Below are 20,163 nucleotides of genomic sequence, written 5' to 3'. Positions count from 1 at the left end.
AAAGCAGCCCCAAATTCTCACAGGCATAAAAAAACCAGCCCGAAGGCTGGTTTCTTGATTACCACACTGACTTATCAGCCACGCGGTTTACCGCGACCGCGGCCTGCCGGCTTGTCACCTTCAGGCTTGCTCGGGCGCTTGCGCATTTCGCTCGGGCGCTCGGCCACCGTGCTGCCACGGGTGTTTTTACGCGGGGCCTCTTCACGCGGCTGACGCGCCGGGCGTTCACTGGTCGCGGCACCTTCGTGGGCCGGGCGCAGGTTGCGCACGCGCTCACCACGGCCCAGCGGGCGGGTCGATTTGCGCTGCAGGCGCTCCATCTTGTCCTTGGCCTTGAGCTTCATGGCAGGCAGCGCAACCGGCTGCAGGCCCACTTCGGCGGCCAGGATGTCGATTTCGCCCTGGGTCATTTCACGCCAGCGGCCCATCGGCAGGTCGGAGTTGAGGAACACCGGGCCGAAACGCACGCGCTTCAGGCGGCTGACCACCATGCCCTGGGATTCCCACAGGCGACGCACCTCACGGTTACGGCCTTCCATCACCACACAGTGGTACCAGTGGTTGAAGCCTTCGCCACCCGGTGCCTTCTGGATGTCGGTGAACTTGGCCGGGCCGTCTTCCAGCATCACACCGGCTTTCAGGCGCTCGATCATTTCGTCATCGACTTCACCGCGCACACGTACCGCGTACTCACGGTCCATCTCGTAGGACGGGTGCATCAGGCGGTTGGCCAGTTCACCGTCGGTGGTGAACAGCAGCAGGCCGGTGGTGTTGATGTCGAGGCGGCCGATGTTGATCCAGCGGCCTTCTTTTGGCCGTGGCAGGCGGTCGAACACGGTCGGGCGGCCTTCCGGGTCGTCACGGGTGCAGATTTCGCCATCGGGCTTGTTGTACATGATCACCCGGCGAGTGGCCTCGGCGGCCTCCTCACGCTTGATCAGCTTGCCGTCTACGGCAATGGCGTCATGCAGGTCGACGCGCTGGCCAAGGGTGGCCTCGACGCCGTTGACCTTGATGCGGCCCTGGCTGATCCAGGCTTCGACGTCACGGCGCGAACCCACGCCAATGCGTGCCAGCACTTTTTGCAGCTTTTCGCCGGATGGCGGGGTGATTTCGGTATCTTGCAGGTCTTGCTCACTCATCTGGGCACCTCCCGGTGTAGGAATGAAAACAGGTTTTTTGGCGACGAGCGCGCCAAAAGGCCGCGCATCATACGCGGTTTGGCGGGGGAACGCACTGGAGGGTAGAGGGTTTTGTGGGCTTTGGCTGGGGTTTCTGCCTAATGGTGGTGTATGGGCAACAGCAGATCAGGGCTGTAACTTGCCCTCCTCTTCCACCGAGGCCTCAGGCTCTTCCTCGCGCAAATCATCAAAGTCGGTCTTCAGCCCTTCTTCCATGGCATCCAGCTCCACCAGCAAGCTACGGAAGCTGGTTTCCTCCTTCGGCTCAACACCCTCTTCTTCCTCCCCAAGGCTGGCATCTGCCAACGCCTGCAGGTGCGCCGGCACTGGCGCATCGTCCGGGTCGAGCACCGGCTCCGGCTCCATCTCGCGCAGCTCGGCCAAGGCCGGCAGCTCATCCAGGCTCTTGAGGTTGAAGTGGTCAAGAAACGCCTTGGTGGTGGCAAACATCGCCGGCCGCCCGGGTACTTCGCGGTAGCCGACCACGCGAATCCACTCGCGCTCCATCATGGTCTTGATGATGTTGCTGTTCACCGCCACGCCCCGCACGTCCTCGATCTCGCCACGGGTGATGGGCTGGCGGTAGGCAATCAGCGCCAGGGTTTCGAGCAGCGCACGTGAATAGCGTTGCGGGCGCTCTTCCCACAGGCGCCCGACCCAGGGCGCATAGTCCTCGCGGATTTGCAGGCGATAGCCGCTGGCCACTTCCTTGAGCTCGAACGCTCGGCCACTGCACGACTTGCCCAGCACGTCCAGAGCCTGCTTGAACACCTTGGGTTCTGGGCGCTCGGCCTCTTCGAACAGCTCGTACAGGCGCTCCAGGGACTGCGGTTTGCCCGACGCCAGCAAGAAAGCTTCGATCAGCGACGCCAGGTCGCGGGGGTCATTCAGGTTCATCAGGTTCTTCAACAAGCGCCGGGCGGAGCCGCACGTGAATGGCGGCGAAAGGTTCATTCTGCACCAGTTCGATCAGCGATTCCTTCACCAGCTCAAGAATCGCCATGAAGGTGACCACCACGCCCAGCTTGCCCTCTTCGGCGGCAAACAACTCGACAAACGGCACGAAAGCACCGCCTTTGAGGCGCTCCAGCACCTGGCTCATGCGCTCGCGGGTAGACAGCGTTTCACGGGTGATCTGGTGGCTTTCGAACAGGTCGTTGCGGCGCATCACCTCGGCCATGGACACCAGCAACTCTTCCAGGCTGACTTGCGGCAACAGCTTGCGCACCTTGGCCTGCGGCGCCTCAAGGCGTGGCACCACCACATCGCGGCCTACCCGTGGCAATTCATCGATGCCTTCGGCGGCGGCCTTGAAACGTTCGTACTCCTGCAGGCGGCGGATCAGTTCGGCGCGCGGGTCGCCCTCCTCTTCCTCGACATCGGCCGAACGCGGCAGCAGCATGCGCGACTTGATCTCGGCAAGCATGGCGGCCATCACCAGGTACTCGGCGGCCAGTTCAAGGCGCACACTCTTCATCAGCTCCACGTAGCCCATGTACTGGCGGGTGATTTCCGCCACCGGGATGTCGAGAATGTCGATGTTCTGCTTGCGGATCAGGTACAGCAACAGGTCCAACGGGCCTTCGAAGGCTTCGAGGATGACTTCCAGTGCGTCCGGCGGGATGTACAGGTCCAGCGGCAGCTCGGTCAGGGCTTCGCCGTAGACCAGGGCCAATTGCAACTGCCGAGGCGCCTCGGCCTGCTCGGCCGGTGCCTCGGGCATTTCCACCTGGCTCACGCGTTGACCAGGAACGGCGTGGGGTCGCCACAGCCTTCGCGGATCAGCTCAGGCTCATCGCCGGACAGGTCGATGATGGTAGAGGCCTTGAGGTCTCCGAAGCCGCCATCGATCACCAGGTCGACGTGATGCTCCAGGCGCTCACGGATTTCGTACGGGTCGGTCATCGGCTCGGTGTCGCCCGGCAGGATCAGGCTCACGCTCATCAACGGCTCGCCCAGCTCGGCCAGCAAGGCCAGGGTGATGGCATGGGCCGGCACCCGCAGCCCGATGGTGCGGCGTTTATCGTGCAACAGCAGGCGCGGCACTTCACGCGTGCCGTTGAGGATGAACGTGTAAGGCCCAGGCACATGCGCCTTGAGCAGGCGGAAGGTGCCGGTGTCGACCTTGGCGTACAACCCCAGTTGCGACATGTCGCAGCACATCAGGGTGAAGTTGTGCGTCTTGTCCAGCCCACGCAGGCGCCGCACCCGTTCGATGGCCGCCTTGTCACCCATCTGGCAACCCAGCGCGTAGGCCGAATCCGTCGGGTACACCACCACGCCGCCCTTGCGGATAATCTCGACGGCCTGCTTGATCAGGCGCTGCTGCGGGTTCTCCGGATGAATCTGGAAAAATTGGCTCACGTAGTCGTCCTGTTCATAGCGCCAAAGGCTGTTCATGGCTGAATCGACGCCACAGAGGTGGCAAGTCCTCGGGCAAAGGCCGATAGGCACCGATCTCGCCCCAGGTGCCGGGGCCGTGGAAGTCACTGCCAGCGCTTGCCAGCAGGCCGAACTCACGGGTAAGGATGGACATGGTGCCCACCTGCTCGGCCGGCATCATTCCGTTGACCACCTCAAGTGCCTGCCCGCCTGCCTGAATATAGTCGGCAATCAGCCGTCTGCGCTTGCTGCGGGTCAGATCGTAATGCATGGGGTGCGCCAGGCTCACCCACGCTTTGGACTCGCGCAGGGTGGCGACAGTTTCGTCAAGGGTCGGCCAGTGCTGCTTGACGTCGCCCAGCTTGCCGGCGCCCAGCCACTTGCGAAACGCTTCGCCACGGTCCTTGACGTGCCCGGCGCGCACCAGGTACTCGGCAAAATGCGGGCGCGCCGGGGCGTTGCCGCTGTCGCCCAGCTCGTGCTGCACGGCACGGGCGCCTTCGAGGGTGCCAGGCATGCCCTTGGCAGCCAGCCGTTTGTCGATTTCTTCGGCGCGCAGCCAGCGGCCACGGTGCAGCGCTTCGATTGCCGCCAGCAAAGGCGGTGCGTCGAGCGGGAAGTCATAACCCAGCACATGGATGGTCGCACCACCCCAGGTGCACGACAGCTCGACGCCGCTAACCCAGCGCATGCCCCGCTCGATGCAGGCCTGGCGTGCTTCGGGCAGGCCTTCGATGGTGTCATGGTCGGTCAGTGCCAGCGTTTGCACCCCGTGCTCATGGGCCCGGGCAACCAGTACCGAGGGCGACAGGGCGCCGTCGGAGGCCGTGCTGTGACAGTGCAGATCAACATTCATGGAGGAGCGCTTTCGCTGGAATCGATGTTTGTTATTATGCCGTCACATCCCGATTCTGGCTGCCATTGTGAAACAATTCATCGATTTCATCCCGCTGCTGCTGTTCTTCATCGTCTACAAGCTGGACCCGCGCCCCCTGGAAGTCGCCGGCCACAGCTTCGAATTCGGCGGCATCTACAGCGCCACGGCCATGCTGATCATCAGCTCGCTGGTGGTGTATGGCGCGCTGTTCCTGCGCCAGCGCAAGCTTGAAAAGGGCCAGTGGCTGACCCTGGTGGCCTGCCTGGTGTTCGGCGGCCTGACCCTGACGTTCCACAGCGAAACCTTCCTGAAGTGGAAGGCGCCGGTGGTGAACTGGCTGTTCGCCCTGGGCTTTGCCGGCAGCCACTTCATCGGCGACCGGGTGCTGATCAAGCGCATCATGGGCCACGCGCTGACCCTGCCCGATGCCATCTGGGCGCGCCTGAACGTGGCCTGGATTGCCTTCTTCCTGTTCTGCGGCGCGGCCAACCTGTTCGTCGCCTTCACCTTCCAGGACTTCTGGGTGGACTTCAAGGTGTTCGGCAGCCTGGGCATGACCGTGATCTTCCTGGTGGCGCAAGGCGTGTACCTGTCGCGCCACCTGCACGACGACCCTTCTACCTCCAAACCCAAGGATTGACATGCTCTACGCCATCATCGCCAGCGACGTCGCAAACTCCCTGGAAAAGCGCCTGGCCGCCCGCCCGGCGCATATCGAACGCCTGCAGCAGCTCAAGGCCGAAGGCCGCGTGGTACTGGCCGGCCCGCACCCGGCCATCGACAGCAACGACCCGGGCGAAGCGGGTTTCAGCGGTAGCCTGATCGTTGCCGAGTTCGAAACCCTGGCTGCGGCGCAGGCTTGGGCCGATGCCGATCCGTACATTGCTGCGGGCGTTTACGACAAAGTCGTGGTCAAGCCATTCAAGCAAGTACTGCCGTGATCTGAGACCGCGTCGCGTTCCTCGCGGGCTTGTCCGCAAAGAACGCGACACGGTAGAGGCAGTTACACAGTTGCCATCAGTCTGCGGTATCTTTGCCACTGGCGGACCGAATAGCCGCCGTCATTGGTTGAATTGAGTGAGTCATGAGCGAGCTGTTACTGATTGATGATGACCAGGAGCTGTGCGAGCTGCTCGGCAGCTGGCTGACCCAGGAAGGGTTCACCGTACGTGCCTGCCACGATGGCCAGAGCGCACGCCAGGCCTTGGCCGAACACGCCCCGGCTGCTGTCGTGCTGGACGTGATGCTGCCCGATGGCAGCGGCCTGGAACTGCTCAAGCAGTTGCGCAGCGAACATACCGAACTGCCGGTATTGATGCTCTCCGCCCGTGGCGAGCCGCTGGACCGCATCCTTGGCCTCGAACTGGGTGCCGACGACTACCTGGCCAAACCCTGCGACCCACGTGAACTCACCGCCCGCCTGCGCGCCGTACTGCGCCGCAGCCACCCCACCGCCACCACCAGCCAGGTGGAGCTGGGCGACCTGGTGTACAGCCCTGCCCGTGGCGTGGCCAGTATCGATGGCCGCGAAATGACCCTGACCCTGTCCGAAAGCCGCATTCTCGAAGCGCTGCTGCGCCAGCCCGGCGAGCCGCTGGACAAGCAGGAACTGGCGCAAATCGGCCTGGGCCGCAAGCTGACCCTGTACGACCGCAGCCTGGACATGCATGTCAGCAACCTGCGCAAGAAGATTGGCCCCCACGCCGACGGCCGGCCACGCATCGTGGCGTTGCGTAGCCGTGGCTATTACTACTGCCTCTGAGCATCTTTACCGAGCCTTTACCATCCCCTGACTGCGCTTGACGGTGATCTCCCTAGACTGTGCTCATCCGGTAACCACCGGCCTATGAAAGGAGAGACACCATGCGCAAGACCCTTATCGCCCTGATGTTCGCCGCCGCCCTGCCGACCGTGGCCATGGCCATGCCTGACGGCGGCCCGCGTCACGACGGCCCGCATCATCGCGGTGATGCGCCTTTCCATCAGCTGGACCTGAGCCGCGACCAACGCCAACAGATCGGCAAGCTGATGGGCGAGCAGATGCAACAGCGCCGCGACATCACCGAGCGCTACCTGTCCAAGCTGCCGGCCGCCGACCAGAAAGCCATGAAGGACGAGCTGAAAGCCAGCCGCGACAAGACCGACAGCGCCGTGCGCAACCTGCTCAAGCCTGAGCAGCAGAAGAAGTTCGACGAACTGCAAAAGGAACGCGCCGCCAAGAAAGCCGAGTGGCAGGAGTTCCAGGCCTGGAAAGCTGAAAAAGGCACCAAGGCTCAGTAAGCTGTTTGCCCAATGCCCGGCCCGCATCACTGCGGGCCGGGCTTTTCCCGTTTAGGAGGTGCACTTGCGTTCACTGTTCTGGCGCATCCTGGCCAGTTTCTGGCTGGCCATTACCCTGGTCGCAGGCCTGTCGATCCTGTTGGGCCACATGCTCAACCAGGACGCCTGGATCCTCAGCCGTCACCCGGGCCTGAATACCTTGGCCAGCAAGTGGGCCAGGCATTACGAGCAGGAAGGCCTGGATTCGGCACAGCACTTCCTGGAACGGCGCAAAGACCGCTACAAGATCGACGTGCAAGTGCTCGACGACAGTGGCGAAGCCGTGGTGCCCGGTACCTTTCCGCGCCGTGCTGCGGCCTTCGAAGCGCGCCAGCACAATGACCAGCGGCGCCTGCCGTGGCGCAGGCTGACCGAGGAGTACACCAGCCCCGACACCGGCGAAACCTACCTGCTGATCTACCGCATTCCCCACCCGGCACTGGATGCCTGGCACCGCGAAAGCCTGATGTGGCCGCTCAGTGCACTGGGCATTGCCCTGGTTGTGCTGACGTTGTTCAGCCTGCTGGTGACCCTGTCCATTACCCGCCCGCTCAGCCGCCTGCGCAGCGCGGTGCATGACCTGGGGCAGACCACCTACCAGCAGAACAGCCTGGCGCGGCTGGCAGCGCGGCGCGACGAGTTCGGTGTGCTGGCCAAGGACTTCAACAAGATGGGCGCGCGCCTGCAAAGCACCATCGGCAGCCAGCGCCAGTTGCTGCGCGATGTGTCCCACGAGTTGCGCTCCCCATTGGCCCGGCTGCGAATTGCCCTGGCGCTGGCCGAGCGCGCCGGGCCCGAGCAGCGGGAAACCCTGTGGCCACGCCTGACCCGCGAGTGCGACCGCCTGGAAGACCTGATCAGCGAAATTCTGGCCCTGGCCCGGGTGGATGCCGAGCAGGCTCATGCCGAACCGGTCGACCTCAACGCCCTGCTGGGCAGCGTGCGCAAGGATGCCCTACTCAGCGCGCCCGACCAGGATGTGCGCCTGGAGGCGCAACCGGGCTTGACTTTGCAAGGTTGGCCGACGCTGATCGAGCGGGCCGTGGACAACCTGCTGCGCAACGCCTTGCGCTTCAATCCGGTCGGGCAGCCGGTAGAAGTGAGTGCATTGCGTGAACAGGACCGCATAGTGATAAGCGTGCGTGACCATGGACCGGGGGCGGCAGCAGAACATCTGGTGCAACTGGGGGAACCGTTCTTCCGTGCACCGGGGCAGGAGGCGCCGGGGCATGGGCTGGGACTGGCGATTGCGCGCAAGGCGGCGGAGCGCCATGGCGGCAGCCTGATTTTGGACAATCATCCACAGGGTGGGTTTGTGGCTCGGCTGGAGTTGCCTGTGGCTGAGGCTGCTGGCAGTTGAAGGGATGTAAAGGTCACCGGCCCTTTCGCGGGTAAACCCGCGAAGAGGCCAGATGCCTTGATAGATCAATCAGCCTGAAAACGGTTTATTCGCCCCAGGCGCTGACGAACTCGGCAGTTTCCAGGATGGGCGCCGTACGCGGCTCGGTCAGCGGCGTGCCGACATACAGGTACCCGATCAACTCCTCGTTCTCGGCCAACCCCAACCCCTTGTGCACATGGGCATCAAACGCCATGTCCCCGGTACGCCACACCGCGCCGATACCCTGCGCATGCGCGGCAATCAGAATGCCATGCGCCGCACAGCCCGCCGCCAGGCGCTGTTCAGACTTCGGCACCTTGAAGTGATCCTGCAGCTTGGCCACCACCACAATCAGCAACGGTGCCCGCAACGGCATGGCGCGGGCCTTGTCCAGCGCGGCCTGGCTGGCATCGCCCTTGCTCTGCACGGCTTCGGCAAACAGCTCGCCCAGTTTCTCACGGCCCTGGCCTTCGATGGTCAGAAAGCGCCATGGGCGCAGCTGGCCGTGGTCCGGGGCGCGCAAGGCGGCCTGGAACAGCGCCTCGCGCTGGGCAGCGTTAGGCGCCGGGTCGGTCAGGCGTGGCACGGAAACACGGTTGAGCAATGCGTCGAGAGCCTCCATCGGCTACCCTCCTGGCAGTTGAATGTGCGGCCATTCTAGCGTTTACATCACCAGACCCATAGGTAGAATGGCGCCCTTCCGAATCGAGTCAGAGCAGATCACATGGCGTTGCCGACCTTAAGGATCATTGGTTTCATCATCGGCATCTTCCTGATTACCCTCGCCGTCAGCATGGCCGTGCCCATGGCGACCCTGGTAGTTTTCGAACGCACCGGTGACATGCCGTCGTTCCTCTGGTCGAGCCTGATCACCTTCATCGCCGGGCTGGCCCTGGTGGTGCAGGGGCGCCCCGAGCATGTGCACCTGCGCCCTCGCGACATGTACCTGCTGACGGTCAGCAGCTGGCTGGTGGTGTGCGTGTTCGCCGCCCTGCCGTTCCTGCTGACCCAGCACATCAGCTATACCGACGCCTTCTTCGAAAGCATGTCGGGCATCACCGCCACCGGCGCCACCGTGCTCAGCGGGCTCGACAGCATGTCGCCGGGCATTCTCATGTGGCGCTCGATGCTGCACTGGCTCGGCGGTATCGGCTTCATCGCCATGGCGGTGGCGATCCTGCCGCTGCTGCGCATCGGTGGCATGCGCCTGTTCCAGACCGAATCGTCCGACCGCTCGGAAAAGGTCATGCCGCGCTCGCACATGGTCGCCAAGTCGATCGTGGGGGTGTACGTCGGTTTCTCGATCCTTGGCTCGCTGGCCTTCTGGTGGGCAGGCATGAGCCCGTTCGATGCGATCAACCACGCCATGTCGGCGATCTCTACCGGCGGTTTCTCCACCTCTGACCAGTCGCTGGCAAAATGGGACATCCCGGCCGTGCATTGGGTGGCGGTGGTGGTGATGATCATGGGCAGCCTGCCGTTCACCCTGTATGTGGCCACCCTGCGCGGCAACCGCAAGGCGCTGATCCGCGACCAGCAGGTGCAGGGCTTGCTGGGCATGCTGGTTGTTACCTGGATAGTGCTGGGCACCTGGTACTGGTACAGCACTAACCTGCACTGGCTCGACGCCCTGCGCCACGTGGCACTCAACGTGACCTCGGTGGTCACCACCACCGGCTTCGCCCTGGGCGACTACAGCCTGTGGGGCAACTTCTCGCTGATGCTGTTCTTTTACCTGGGTTTCGTGGGCGGCTGCTCCGGCTCGACGGCGGGCGGTATCAAGATTTTCCGTTTCCAGGTGGCCTACATCCTGCTCAAGGCCAGCCTTAACCAGCTGATCCACCCGCGCGCGGTGATCAAGCAGAAATACAACGGCCACCGCCTCGATGAAGACATCGTGCGTTCGATCCTGACGTTTTCGTTCTTCTTCGCCATCACCATCTGCGTCATGGCCCTGCTGCTGTCGTTGCTGGGCGTGGACTGGATGACCGCGTTGACCGGTGCCGCCGGTACGGTTTCGGGCGTGGGCCCGGGGCTGGGCGAAGTGATCGGCCCGTCGGGCAACTACGCCACGCTGCCAGACGCGGCCAAGTGGATTCTGGCGGCCGGCATGCTGCTCGGCCGACTGGAAATCATTACGGTGCTGGTGCTGTGTATGCCGGCGTTCTGGCGTCACTGACCGCTTCGGCCTCCGCGCCCATACGGGCACGGTACTCACTCGGCGTGGCATCGAACCAGCGGCGGAATGCCCGGTAGAAGTTGCTGGGGTCGGCAAAGCCCAGCAGGTACGCGGCCTCCAGCAGGGTCATGCCCGGCTGGGCCAGGTACTGCTCGGCCAGTTCGCGGCGGGTGTCGTCAAGCAAGGCCTGGAAGCTGGTGCCCTCCTCCTGCAGCCGCCGCTGCAAGGTACGCTGCGACAGGTGCAGGGCCTGCGCCAGGGTCTCGCGCTTGGGCTCGCCCTGCGGCAGGATGCGGCACAGCACCTGGCGCACGCGGTGGGTAACCCGGCTTTCGGAAAAACGGGCCAGATACTCCCCGGCAAAACGGTCATGCAACACTGCCATGGCTTCGTTGGCAGTGGGCAGCGGCGCCTCCATGTCGGCCCGCTCGAACACCAGCGCATCGTGCGGCGCACCGAACACCAGCGGCGAATGAAACGCCACCTTGTACGGTTCGATATTCTTCGGCTGAGGCCCCTGCACCAGCACCCGCCTCGGCTGCACCGGGCGACCGCTGAGCCATTTGCTCAGTGCCAGCGCGCAAGCCAGCGAGGCCTCGGCGCTGTGCCGCGTGGGCGGCAGGTGGTCGCCGTGTACGGTCAGGATCAGGGAATAACCTTCAGGGCCAAGCACGAAGCTCAGGTCCGAGCTTTCGGCGATGATGCGCTGGTAACGTACCAGGCGCTCGAAGCCTTCGGCCAGCGTGCGGCTGGACATCAACGCATAGCCCACCACATGGAACGACGCCGGGCGTACCACCCGCGCCATGTTCAAGCCAATGGCCTCATTACCCGACAGCTCCACCGCCAGCTGCCAGAGCCGGGTCATGGAGTCTTGCGGGAAGCGGGCGTCAGGGTCGTCGAGGGCCGCGAAGTCCAGCCCCAGCTGCTTGAACATGGCCTGGCAGTCCAGCCCTTCCAGTTCGAGTGCCTTCACAATCCCTGATGCCCAACTGGCTGACGTGGTTCTTTCGCTCATGACAGGCTTCTTTCTACCGACCGCTCCTGCGGTGAACCCCAAGGATACTCAATTGGCGCCTATTGTCACTGGTAGGCCCCGCCAATCACTCTAGACTCGAATCAGGCTCCACGCCGTGCATCTTGTCCAGAAGTATTAATCCCGGAGCACTGCCATGAACCGCACAGCGCAGTTTCGCAGTTTTGCCGAGTTCTATCCGTACTACCTGGGGGAACACAGCAACCCCACCTGCCGCCGCCTGCACTTTGTCGGCACCAGCCTGGTGATTGCCTTGCTGGCCTATACCATCGGCAGTGGCAAGTGGTTGCTGTTGCTGGCCGTGCCACTGTTCGGCTACGGCTTTGCCTGGGTCGGGCATTTCTTTTTTGAGAAAAACCGGCCGGCAACCTTTACCTATCCGCTTTACAGCCTGATAGGGGATTTCGTGATGTTCAGGGATATCCTGCTGGGCAAGATCAGCCTGTAAGCATCAGGGCTGCACAGCAGCCCTCTATGCCGGTTCTCGCATCGCCGCGGCTACCTGCGCTTCCCGTGCCTGGGCATCCGCAAGGCGGTACAGCTCGATGCTGCCATCCCAATGCTCGATCAGCGCCGTGCACGACTCCACCCAATCGCCGCAATTGAGGTACTCCACCTCGCCTACCTTGCGGATTTCAGCGTGATGAATGTGCCCACACACCACACCGTGAAAACCACGTCGGGTGCACTCGTGGGCAATGGCATCCTCGAAGTCGCTGATGAAGTTCACCGCGCCTTTCACCTTGTGCTTGAGGTACGCCGACAGTGACCAGTAGCCATAGCCGTACCGCGCACGCCAGTGATTGAGCCAGCGGTTAAGCACCAAGGTGAACTCGTAGGCGCGGTCACCGAGGAACGCCAACCAGCGGTGGTAACGGGTAATCACGTCGAACTGGTCGCCATGAATCACCAGCAGCCGGCGACCATCAGCGGTCAGGTGCTCTGCCTCGTCCACCAGTTGGATGTTGCCCAGTATCAGCTTGGAGTAACGGCGCAGGAATTCATCATGATTGCCGGTGACATAGATCACCTCGGTACCGCGCTTGCTCATGGTCAGCAGCCGGCGGATCACGTTGGTGTGGGCTTGTGGCCAGTAGATACCGCCGCGCAGCTTCCAGCCATCGATGATGTCGCCGACCAGGTACACGCGGTCGGCCTGGTAGCCCTTGAGGAACTGCGACAGGTGCTCGGCCTGGCAGTCGCGAGTGCCCAGGTGCACATCGGAGATCCACAGGGTGCGCACACGTTGCTTGCGCGAGGGACGGGACAGTTCGGCATGGGTCATGGGCAGGCTCCGGCGCAGTTTGCTGGAGACTGGCAGGCGCGCGTGACAGCGCCGTGGCAAAACGGTGACGAGTGATGGTGTGCAGCGAATGAGGCACAATGGGCTTCTGCCCTGCGAGGACCTCCCATGACCGCCGGCCCGATCCTCTCGCTGCGCCATTACCGCGACAGCCTGATCGCCCACAGCCACGAACACCCACAACTGGTGTTCGGCCTGCGCGGCCGCCTGGAGTTCGAGGTGCAAGGGCAAGGCGCCGGCATCGATCGGCAGGGGCTGGTCGTGGTGCCGGCCGGCGCGCACCACACCTGTGCCAGCGACGGCGGCAGCCACTGCCTGGTGCTCGATGTGCCCGGCGAGCAGTGGTTGCACGAGCAGTTGGGCGAGCATGCCGATGCCAGCCGCCGGCTGCTCGACTGCCCTGCCGCGCTGGGCCTGGACGACCGCCAGCAGCAGTTGGTGGACTGGTTGGCGGCCAGCCCGATGGACGACCCGCTGATTGCCCGGCAAGGCGCGGCGCTGCTGCTGGCCAGCCTCAACCCCAGCGCAGCAGCCAGCGTTACCGCCAGCCGGCGCCTGCCCTATGCGGCCTTCGATGCGCATATCGAGCAGCATGCCGCCTACCCGCTGCAGGTGGCCGACCTGGCGCGGCTGGCCGGGCTTTCCGGTACCCGGCTGCATGCGCGATTCATGGCGGAGTGTGGCATGACGCCGATGGACTACATTCGCCAGCGACGCTTGCTTAAGGCGCGGCGGCTGGTGACACACACCTTGTTGCCGATGGGGGAGATTGCCGCGCAGGTGGGGTACAGCTCGCAGAGTGCGTTTTCGGCGGCGATGTTGCGGGCGTTCGGGTGTACGCCTTTGGCGTTGCGGCGAGAGCCTGGCGATAACTGACAGCAGTCTTGCGACAGAACGGGTTTGCCTGAACCTATACACTTTGCCTGTACCGGCCCTTTCGCGGGCACGCCCGCTCCCACAGGCACTTCACTGCTTTCGGGACTTGTGCAATACCTGTGGGAGCGGGCGAGCCCGCGAAGAGGCCGGCACAGCCATTAGAGATCTTGAGCAAGGACCACCATGAACCACCGCACCGCCCTCGGCGCCCTGCACATTGGCGCGCTGTTCTTCGGCCTGACCGGCGTCTTCGGCAAACTGGCTGCCAGCGCCAGCCCGGCAATCATCGTGTTCGGCCGCGCCGCCTTCGCCGTGCTTGCCCTGGCCCTGTTCGCCAGCCTCGCCGGCCCGGGCTGGCAACGCCTGAGCAGTCAGGACATCCGCCGCCTGCTGCTCGGTGGTGTGCTGCTGGCCGGCCATTGGGTCAGCTTCTTCATCGCCGTCAAAGTCGGCGGCGTGGCCATCGCCACCCTCGGCTTCGCCAGTTTCCCGGCCCTTACCGTCATCCTCGAAGGCCTGCTGTTCCGCGAACGCATCCGCCGCAACGAGGCCGTGCTGGTACTGCTGGTCAGCATTGGCCTGGTCTTGGTCACACCGGCCTTCGATCTGGCCAGCGAAGCCACGGGCGGCCTGCTCTGGGCACTGCTTTCCGGGTTGCTGTTCTCGCTGCTGTCACTCACCAACCGCGCAGGCTCCGGGCGCTTGCCTGCGGTTCAGGCTGCGCTGTGGCAAAACCTGGTGGTGGGCCTGTGCCTGCTGCCCTTCGCAGCACCGGGCCTGGCAGACGTGGCACCCATGGACTGGCTGTGGATCGCCCTGCTCGGTATCTTCTGCACCGGCGTGGCGCACAGCCTGTTCGTCGCCAGCCTGGCGGTGATCAAGGCGCGCACCGCCGCGGTGGTATTCGGCATGGAGCCGGTCTACGGCATTGCAGTGGCCTGGGTCGTGTTCGCCGAAACCCCCACGCTGCGCATGCTGCTGGGCGGCGCGCTGATCATCTTCGCCATCGTGCTGTCCAGCCGCCTGGCCGCCGAGCAGCCGCCCAAGCAGCCACTGCCCGAAGGTGCGTGATCAGCGGTCGTTATGGCCAAGGTCACGCTGAGGGTCGATCTGGTCGCGCACCCGCTGCTTCAGCACCTTGGCCTCGGGGAACCCGCCGTCGGCCTTGCGCTCCCAGATCTGCACGCCATTGCAGGTGATGCGGAAGATACCGCCGGTGCCCGGCTCCAGCGCCACCCGGCCAAGGTCGTCGGCGAAGGTGCTGAGCAGTTCCTGGGCCAGCCAGGCGGCACGCAGCAGCCATTGGCACTGGGTGCAATATGTGATGACGATTTCCGGCTTGCTGTCGGCCATGGTGGCGCATCTCCAGGTAAGGGGCCGCTTATACTAGCGGTCTTTAGCCCACGGTTTGAGACTCACGATGCGCCGTTTGCTGTTCTGCTTTCTGCTCACCCTCACCAGCCTCACGGCAATTGCCGCCGAACCGGCCAGGCCCAAGGTCGGGCTGGTGTTGTCGGGTGGCGCGGCCCGTGGCCTGGCCCATATCGGCGTGCTCAAGGCCCTGGAAGAACAAGGCGTGCGCATTGACGCCATCGCCGGCACCAGCATGGGGGCTGTGGTCGGCGGGTTGTACGCCTCCGGGTACAGCGTCGAAGAGCTGGAAAAGCTCGCCACCACACTGGACTGGCAACAGGCGCTGTCCGATGCCCCACCGCGCAAGGACGTGCCGTTCCGGCGCAAGCAGGATGACCGCGACTTCCTCGTCAAACAGAAGCTCAGCTTTCGCGACGACGGCAGCCTGGGCCTGCCGCTGGGGGTCATCCAGGGCCAGAACCTCGCGCTGCTGCTGGAAAGCAAGCTGGCGCATACCGCCGACACACGCGACTTCGACAAGCTGCCCATCCCCTTTCGCGCCGTGGCCACCGACATTGCCAGCGGCGAAAAAGTGGTGTTCCGTCGCGGTCACCTGCCCCAGGTAATCCGTGCCAGCATGTCGATCCCCGCCGTGTTCGCCCCGGTCGAACTGGAGGGTCGCCTGCTGGTGGACGGCGGCATGGTCGACAACATCCCGCTGGACGTGGCCCGGGAAATGGGCGTGGACCTGGCCATCGTGGTCGACATCGGCACCCCGCTGCGTGACCGCAAGCAACTGGCCACGGTGGTCGACGTGCTCAACCAGTCGATCACCCTGATGACCCGGCGCAACTCGGAAGAGCAACTGGCCAGCCTGCACCGCGACGATATCCTCATCCAGCCTTCGCTGACCGCGTTTGGTGTAACCGACTTCGGCCGCGCCCGGGACATGATCGACGCTGGCTACCGCGCCACCCGCCTGCTCGACCCGCGCCTTGCCAGCCTGCGCCAGCCCGAAGACAGCAGCCTGGCGGTGGCCCGCTCGCCACGTCAGCGTACACCGGTGATTACCGCAATCCGGATCGAGAACGACTCCAAGGTCAGCGACGATGTGATCCGCTCGTACATTCGCCAGCCGATCGATGCCCCGCTGGAACTGGACCGCCTGCAGACCGACATGGGCACGCTGTACGGCCTGGACTACTTCGACCGGGTGCAGTACCGCGTGGTGCACAAGGGCGACGACAACACGCTGGTGATCAATGCCCGCGGCCGACGCGGCGGTACCGACTACCTGCGCCTGGGCCTGAACCTGTCGGACGACCTGCGTGGCGACAGCGCCTTCAACCTGGGTGCCAGCTACCGGGTCAACGGCATCAACAGCCTGGGTGCCGAATGGCTGACCCGTGGTCAGATCGGTGACCAGCAAGAGCTGTACAGTGAGTTCTACCAACCGCTGGACGTGGGCTCACGCTACTTCATCGCACCGTACCTGGACTTCGGCTCGCAGAACATCGAAGCCACCCTGGACAACGACCCTATTGCCGAGTACCGCCTGGAGCGCTACGGCTTTGGCCTCAACGTTGGCCGGCAGATCGGCACCAATGGCGAAGTGCGCCTGGGCGTGGGCAAGGCGTGGGGCGAGGCCGAGGTGCGCATCGGCGACCAGGACCTGCCCAAAGTCAGCTTCAACGAAGGTTTCTACGAGCTGAAGTACTCGTTCGACACCCTCGACAACGTGTACTTCCCCCACAGCGGCGAAGACATAGGGCTGACCCTGCGCAAGTACGACAAGTCGCTGGACTCGGACCAGGATTATCGGCAGTGGTTGTTCAACCTGGACAAGGCCATCAGCAGCGGGCCGAACACCTTCGTGCTGGGCGGGCGCTACGGGCGCACGCTGGATGACGCCGAAGTGGTGACGTCGAGCTTCGTGATCGGTGGCGCGCGGCAGCTGTCAGGGTTCCGCCAGGACTCGGTGTCGGGGCAGAACGTGAGCCTGATGCGCATGGTCTACTACCGCCGGCTGACGCCACGGGCCTACGTGCCGCTGGACTTCCCGCTGTACATTGGCGGGTCGCTGGAACGTGGGCGGGCGTGGAACAACGACAATGCGTTCGACAGTGGGTACATCAATGCGGCGAGTATCTTCCTGGGGCTGGAGACGCCGCTGGGGCCGTTGAATTTCAGCTATGGCACCAACAGTGCGCATGAGCAGGCGGTGTACCTGAACCTTGGGCATACCTTCTAGGGCCTCATCGCTCTCGGGATCGATTAGATCCCTGTAGGAGCGGCTTTAGCCGCGAAGAATGCAACGCGGTGCATGGCACCGGCTCCGCCGGTGTTCGCGGCTAAAGCCGCTCCTACAGGGACATCGCCAACTTTAAGCCCCAATGGCCCTCAGGACTTTTCCAGGTTGGCCAGGATCTTGGCATGCACCCGCATGCACACCTGCAACTCTGCCTCATCCACCCCGGTAAACAGCTCGATCCGCAGTTGATTGGCAATGGTCTCGATCTGGTCGATCAGCGGCTTGGCCGGCGGGCACAGCACAATCTTCTTCGCCCGCCGGTCCTCCAGCACCGCCTGCCGACGCACCAACCCTTGTGCCTCAAGGCTGTCGAGCAGGCGCGCCAGGGTCGGGCCTTCAACGCCCACACTCTGGGCCAGCTCACGCTGGGTCGGGGCTTCTTCGAAACGGGCCAGGTGCAGCAACACCAGCCAGCGCGCCTGGGACAGGTTGAGCCCGGCCAGGCGGCGATCCAGTTCGGCACGCCAACCCCGGGACATCTGGGCCAGCTGCATGCCAAAGCGGTGTTGGTTGTCGGTCAGGGGCATAAGCAACTCATTGAATAGATCTAATTATTAGGCAGCTAACCATGGCCGGCGCCACGAGGCAAGGCTCGGGCACGCTGGTGTGTTCGATAATCGTCAAAAAGCATGACAAAGGTCAGCAGATGGCGCTTCTGCCTTCGATCCTGCCGCCGCTTACAGCTCGAACTCCGCCGCCAACGCGGCGCGCACGCAATACAGCACGCCCTCCGGCACCCGGGCGCCGAACAACGGCGCAATGGCCGACACCGCTGGCAGCTCGCCTTCGCCATCCAGGAAGGCGTCCTGCACTTCCATCAGCAGGTCTTCCGGCAGGTCGAGGGCCTGGTCCAGGCTCAGTTCCTGGCGGCCCAGTGCCTCGGCCAGCAGGCTATACACGTTCTTCTCGCTGCAGTTGAGCTGCCCGGCGATCTGCGCCGGCGTCATGCCGGCGCGCGCCAGGCTGACCAACTCGTGGTGCAGGTCGAGCACCACTTTCGGCGCCTCGTCGGTGCCGCCACTGTTGTTCAGCACTTCGAGGAATGCCTGGCCATAGCGCTCCAGCTTTCGCGCACCCACGCCGCTGACCTGGGCCATGTCGCTGAGGCTGACTGGCTGGCTGCGCAGCATTTCCAGCAACGTCGAGTCGGGGAAGATGACGTAGGGTGGCACGCTGTGCTCCTCCGCCAGCTTGCGCCGCAAGGTACGCAGCGCTTCCCACAGCTCGCGCTCTTCGGCACGCACCAGCTGGCTGGCCGGGCTGCCGCCGCTGGACGACGACGCCTTGGCCGTGGTCTGCGGCTTGAGGTCGCGGCGCAATTGCAGGGTGACCTCGCCACGCAGCAGCGGCCGGCAGCTGTCGGACAAGCGAAGGCCGCCATAGCCCTCCAGGTCGATATCAACCAGGCCGCGCGCCACCAGTTGGCGGAACAGCGAACGCCACTCGACCTCGGCCAGGCCCTTGCCGACGCCGAAAACCGACAGCTTCTCGTGGCCGAAATTGCGTACCTTCTCGGTGTCCTTGCCCAGCAACACATCGACCAGGTGGCCGACGCCATAGCGCTGGCCCGTGCGGAACACCGCCGACAGGGCCTGGCGGGCCGGCTCTGTGGCGTCCCAGGTCTGGATCTTGTCGACACAGTTGTCGCAATGCCCGCAGGGCTGTTCGAGGGTTTCGTCGAAATAGGCCAACAGAGACTGGCGGCGGCAGCGGGTTTCCTCGCACAGCGCCAGCATGGCATCGAGCTTGTGCTGCTCGATGCGTTTGTGGCGCTCGTCACCTTCGGAGTTCTGCAGCATCTGCTTGAGCATCACCATGTCCTGCAGGCCGTAGGCCATCCAGGCATCGGAGGGCAGGCCGTCACGACCGGCACGGCCGGTTTCCTGGTAATAGGCCTCAAGCGACTTGGGCAGGTCGAGGTGGGCAACGAAGCGCACGTTGGGCTTGTCGATGCCCATGCCAAACGCAATGGTGGCGACCATGATCAGCCCTTCCTCATTGAGGAAGCGGTGCTGGTTGGCCGCGCGCGTCTCGGCAGCCAGGCCAGCGTGGTACGGCAATGCCGGGAAGCCTTGGTCACAGAGGAAGGCGGCGGTTTCGTCGACCTTCTTGCGCGACAGGCAGTAGACGATGCCTGCGTTGCCACGGCGCTCGCCCAGAAAGGCCATCAGCTGCTTGCGCGGCGCTTCCTTGGGCACGATGCGGTAGAAAATGTTGGGCCGGTCGAAGCTCGACAGGAAGCGCTCGGCGCCTTGCAGGTGCAGGCGCTGGACGATTTCCTCGCGGGTTCGCATGTCGGCGGTGGCGGTCAGCGCAATACGCGGCACATGCGGGAACAGCTCGGCCAGCTGGCCCAGTTGCAGGTATTCGGGGCGGAAGTCGTGGCCCCATTGCGAGACGCAGTGGGCTTCGTCAATGGCGAACAACGAAATGTCCAGGTCGCGCAGGAAATCGAGCATGCGTGGCTGCACCAGGCGCTCCGGCGCCAGGTACAGCATCTTCACTTCGCCACGGCGCAGGCGCCCGGCCAGGTCACGCTGCTGCTCAGGCGTCAGCGTGGAGTTCAACGCAGCCGCCGCCACGCCCAGCTCGTCAAGGGTGGCAACCTGGTCATCCATCAGCGCGATCAGCGGCGAAACCACCACCGTAAGGCCCGGGCGCAGCAGCCCCGGTACCTGGAAGCACAACGACTTGCCGCCGCCGGTGGGCATCAGCACCAGGGCATCGCCGCCATTGGCCACGCATTCGATGATTGCTGCCTGGCGCCCTCGGAAACTGTCGTAGCCGAAGATGTCCTTGAGAACGCGCTGAGCCTGTTCGAGCATGTGCAACTCCAAATCGCCGTACCATCCTGGAAACAGGCTGGACGAAAAACCCGCCCCGCACACGCCAAAAGCGTAAGCGGTTTTTGCCAGGCGACCGGTAAACCCTGCCCCTGGATGAAAAACCGCGGAGTATACCGCAG

General features: G+C 64.1%; 21 protein-coding genes. 10 read left to right on the top strand and 11 right to left on the bottom strand.

Annotated elements, in window-relative coordinates:
* Positions 1–74: 74 nt before the first annotated feature.
* The 5 genes from rluB to N436_RS17545 all read right to left on the bottom strand — a co-directional run bounded on the left by rluB (position 75) and on the right by N436_RS17545 (position 4,419).
* Positions 75–1,142: a 23S rRNA pseudouridine(2605) synthase RluB gene (gene rluB / locus N436_RS17565; protein ID WP_104834192.1), complete on the bottom strand. Its 1,068-nt coding sequence runs from the start codon at positions 1,140–1,142 to the stop codon at positions 75–77.
* Positions 1,143–1,307: 165 nt separating this feature from the next.
* On the bottom strand, positions 1,308–2,078 hold the full coding sequence (gene scpB / locus N436_RS17560; RefSeq protein WP_105946046.1) for an SMC-Scp complex subunit ScpB: 771 nt from the start codon (positions 2,076–2,078) through the stop codon (positions 1,308–1,310).
* Positions 2,065–2,790 carry a ScpA family protein gene (locus N436_RS17555; RefSeq protein ID WP_161751096.1) on the bottom strand — a complete coding sequence of 242 codons (726 nt, stop codon included), beginning with the start codon at positions 2,788–2,790 and terminating at the stop codon, positions 2,065–2,067. Before N436_RS17555 ends, scpB begins: the two co-directional genes overlap by 14 nt.
* Positions 2,791–2,915: 125 nt before the next feature.
* Complete coding sequence (locus tag N436_RS17550; RefSeq protein WP_033693405.1) at positions 2,916–3,545, bottom strand: L-threonylcarbamoyladenylate synthase; 630 nt, start codon at positions 3,543–3,545, stop codon at positions 2,916–2,918.
* A gap of 13 nt (positions 3,546–3,558) precedes the next feature.
* Positions 3,559–4,419, bottom strand: coding sequence for a PHP domain-containing protein (locus N436_RS17545; RefSeq protein WP_110741630.1), 861 nt, complete (start codon positions 4,417–4,419; stop codon positions 3,559–3,561).
* A gap of 67 nt (positions 4,420–4,486) precedes the next feature.
* On the opposite strand from N436_RS17545, the gene N436_RS17540 reads away from it, so the two are divergent.
* From N436_RS17540 to N436_RS17520, 5 genes are all read left to right on the top strand, one after another.
* Complete coding sequence (locus tag N436_RS17540) at positions 4,487–5,080, top strand: septation protein A (protein WP_016711865.1); 594 nt, start codon at positions 4,487–4,489, stop codon at positions 5,078–5,080.
* A 1-nt stretch (position 5,081) separates the two neighbouring features.
* On the top strand, positions 5,082–5,381 hold the full coding sequence (locus tag N436_RS17535; protein ID WP_110741629.1) for a YciI family protein: 300 nt from the start codon (positions 5,082–5,084) through the stop codon (positions 5,379–5,381).
* Positions 5,382–5,524: 143 nt separating this feature from the next.
* Positions 5,525–6,202, top strand: coding sequence for a response regulator transcription factor (locus N436_RS17530; protein ID WP_060497458.1), 678 nt, complete (start codon positions 5,525–5,527; stop codon positions 6,200–6,202).
* A 101-nt stretch (positions 6,203–6,303) separates the two neighbouring features.
* Positions 6,304–6,720, top strand: a complete 417-nt coding sequence (locus N436_RS17525) for a Spy/CpxP family protein refolding chaperone (RefSeq protein WP_019099114.1) — start codon at positions 6,304–6,306, stop codon at positions 6,718–6,720.
* 58 nt (positions 6,721–6,778) lie between these two features.
* A complete protein-coding gene (locus N436_RS17520; protein WP_110741628.1) occupies positions 6,779–8,119 on the top strand; it encodes a HAMP domain-containing sensor histidine kinase in 1,341 nt (446 codons plus the stop codon).
* An 85-nt stretch (positions 8,120–8,204) separates the two neighbouring features.
* Here N436_RS17520 and N436_RS17515 read toward each other — a convergent pair whose 3' ends face one another.
* Entirely contained in the window at positions 8,205–8,762 is a 558-nt protein-coding gene (locus N436_RS17515) for an NAD(P)H nitroreductase (RefSeq protein WP_110741627.1), read from the bottom strand.
* 102 nt (positions 8,763–8,864) lie between these two features.
* Between N436_RS17515 and N436_RS17510 the strand changes: the two genes are divergently transcribed.
* Positions 8,865–10,319, top strand: a complete 1,455-nt coding sequence (locus tag N436_RS17510) for a TrkH family potassium uptake protein (RefSeq protein WP_105946040.1) — start codon at positions 8,865–8,867, stop codon at positions 10,317–10,319.
* Here N436_RS17510 and N436_RS17505 read toward each other — a convergent pair.
* On the bottom strand, positions 10,276–11,337 hold the full coding sequence (locus tag N436_RS17505) for an AraC family transcriptional regulator (protein WP_105946039.1): 1,062 nt from the start codon (positions 11,335–11,337) through the stop codon (positions 10,276–10,278). The two genes, N436_RS17510 and N436_RS17505, sit on opposite strands and share 44 nt — an antisense overlap.
* Positions 11,338–11,491: 154 nt before the next feature.
* On the opposite strand from N436_RS17505, the gene N436_RS17500 reads away from it, so the two are divergent.
* Positions 11,492–11,803 (top strand): DUF962 domain-containing protein, encoded by a 312-nt coding sequence (locus tag N436_RS17500; RefSeq protein ID WP_016711872.1) that lies wholly within the window; start codon positions 11,492–11,494, stop codon positions 11,801–11,803.
* A gap of 24 nt (positions 11,804–11,827) precedes the next feature.
* Here N436_RS17500 and N436_RS17495 read toward each other — a convergent pair whose 3' ends face one another.
* Positions 11,828–12,640, bottom strand: coding sequence for a UDP-2,3-diacylglucosamine diphosphatase (locus tag N436_RS17495; RefSeq protein ID WP_016711873.1), 813 nt, complete (start codon positions 12,638–12,640; stop codon positions 11,828–11,830).
* Between the two features lie 126 nt (positions 12,641–12,766).
* Between N436_RS17495 and N436_RS17490 the strand changes: the two genes are divergently transcribed.
* A complete protein-coding gene (locus N436_RS17490; RefSeq protein WP_110741626.1) occupies positions 12,767–13,534 on the top strand; it encodes an AraC family transcriptional regulator in 768 nt (255 codons plus the stop codon).
* A gap of 183 nt (positions 13,535–13,717) precedes the next feature.
* Positions 13,718–14,605 carry a DMT family transporter gene (locus tag N436_RS17480; protein WP_110741625.1) on the top strand — a complete coding sequence of 296 codons (888 nt, stop codon included), beginning with the start codon at positions 13,718–13,720 and terminating at the stop codon, positions 14,603–14,605.
* Here N436_RS17480 and N436_RS17475 read toward each other — a convergent pair whose 3' ends face one another.
* Positions 14,606–14,887: a SelT/SelW/SelH family protein gene (locus N436_RS17475; protein ID WP_003259082.1), complete on the bottom strand. Its 282-nt coding sequence runs from the start codon at positions 14,885–14,887 to the stop codon at positions 14,606–14,608. It lies immediately after the preceding gene.
* A 67-nt stretch (positions 14,888–14,954) separates the two neighbouring features.
* Between N436_RS17475 and N436_RS17470 the strand changes: the two genes are divergently transcribed.
* The gene (locus tag N436_RS17470; protein ID WP_110741624.1) at positions 14,955–17,138 is read left to right on the top strand and encodes a patatin-like phospholipase family protein; all 2,184 of its coding nucleotides are present in this window, start codon (positions 14,955–14,957) and stop codon (positions 17,136–17,138) included.
* 149 nt (positions 17,139–17,287) lie between these two features.
* Here N436_RS17470 and N436_RS17465 read toward each other — a convergent pair whose 3' ends face one another.
* Both N436_RS17465 and recQ read right to left on the bottom strand, forming a co-directional pair.
* Entirely contained in the window at positions 17,288–17,725 is a 438-nt protein-coding gene (locus N436_RS17465; protein WP_110741623.1) for a MarR family transcriptional regulator, read from the bottom strand.
* A gap of 150 nt (positions 17,726–17,875) precedes the next feature.
* Entirely contained in the window at positions 17,876–20,023 is a 2,148-nt protein-coding gene (recQ, locus tag N436_RS17460; protein ID WP_110741622.1) for a DNA helicase RecQ, read from the bottom strand.
* Between the last annotated feature and the right edge of the window lie 140 nt (positions 20,024–20,163).

Source organism: Pseudomonas sp. RV120224-01b (assembly GCF_003208145.1).
Lineage (GTDB): Bacteria > Pseudomonadota > Gammaproteobacteria > Pseudomonadales > Pseudomonadaceae > Aquipseudomonas > Aquipseudomonas monteilii.
The sequence above is the reverse complement of the archived record's forward strand: the minus strand, read 5'-3'. Positions and strand labels throughout refer to the sequence as shown.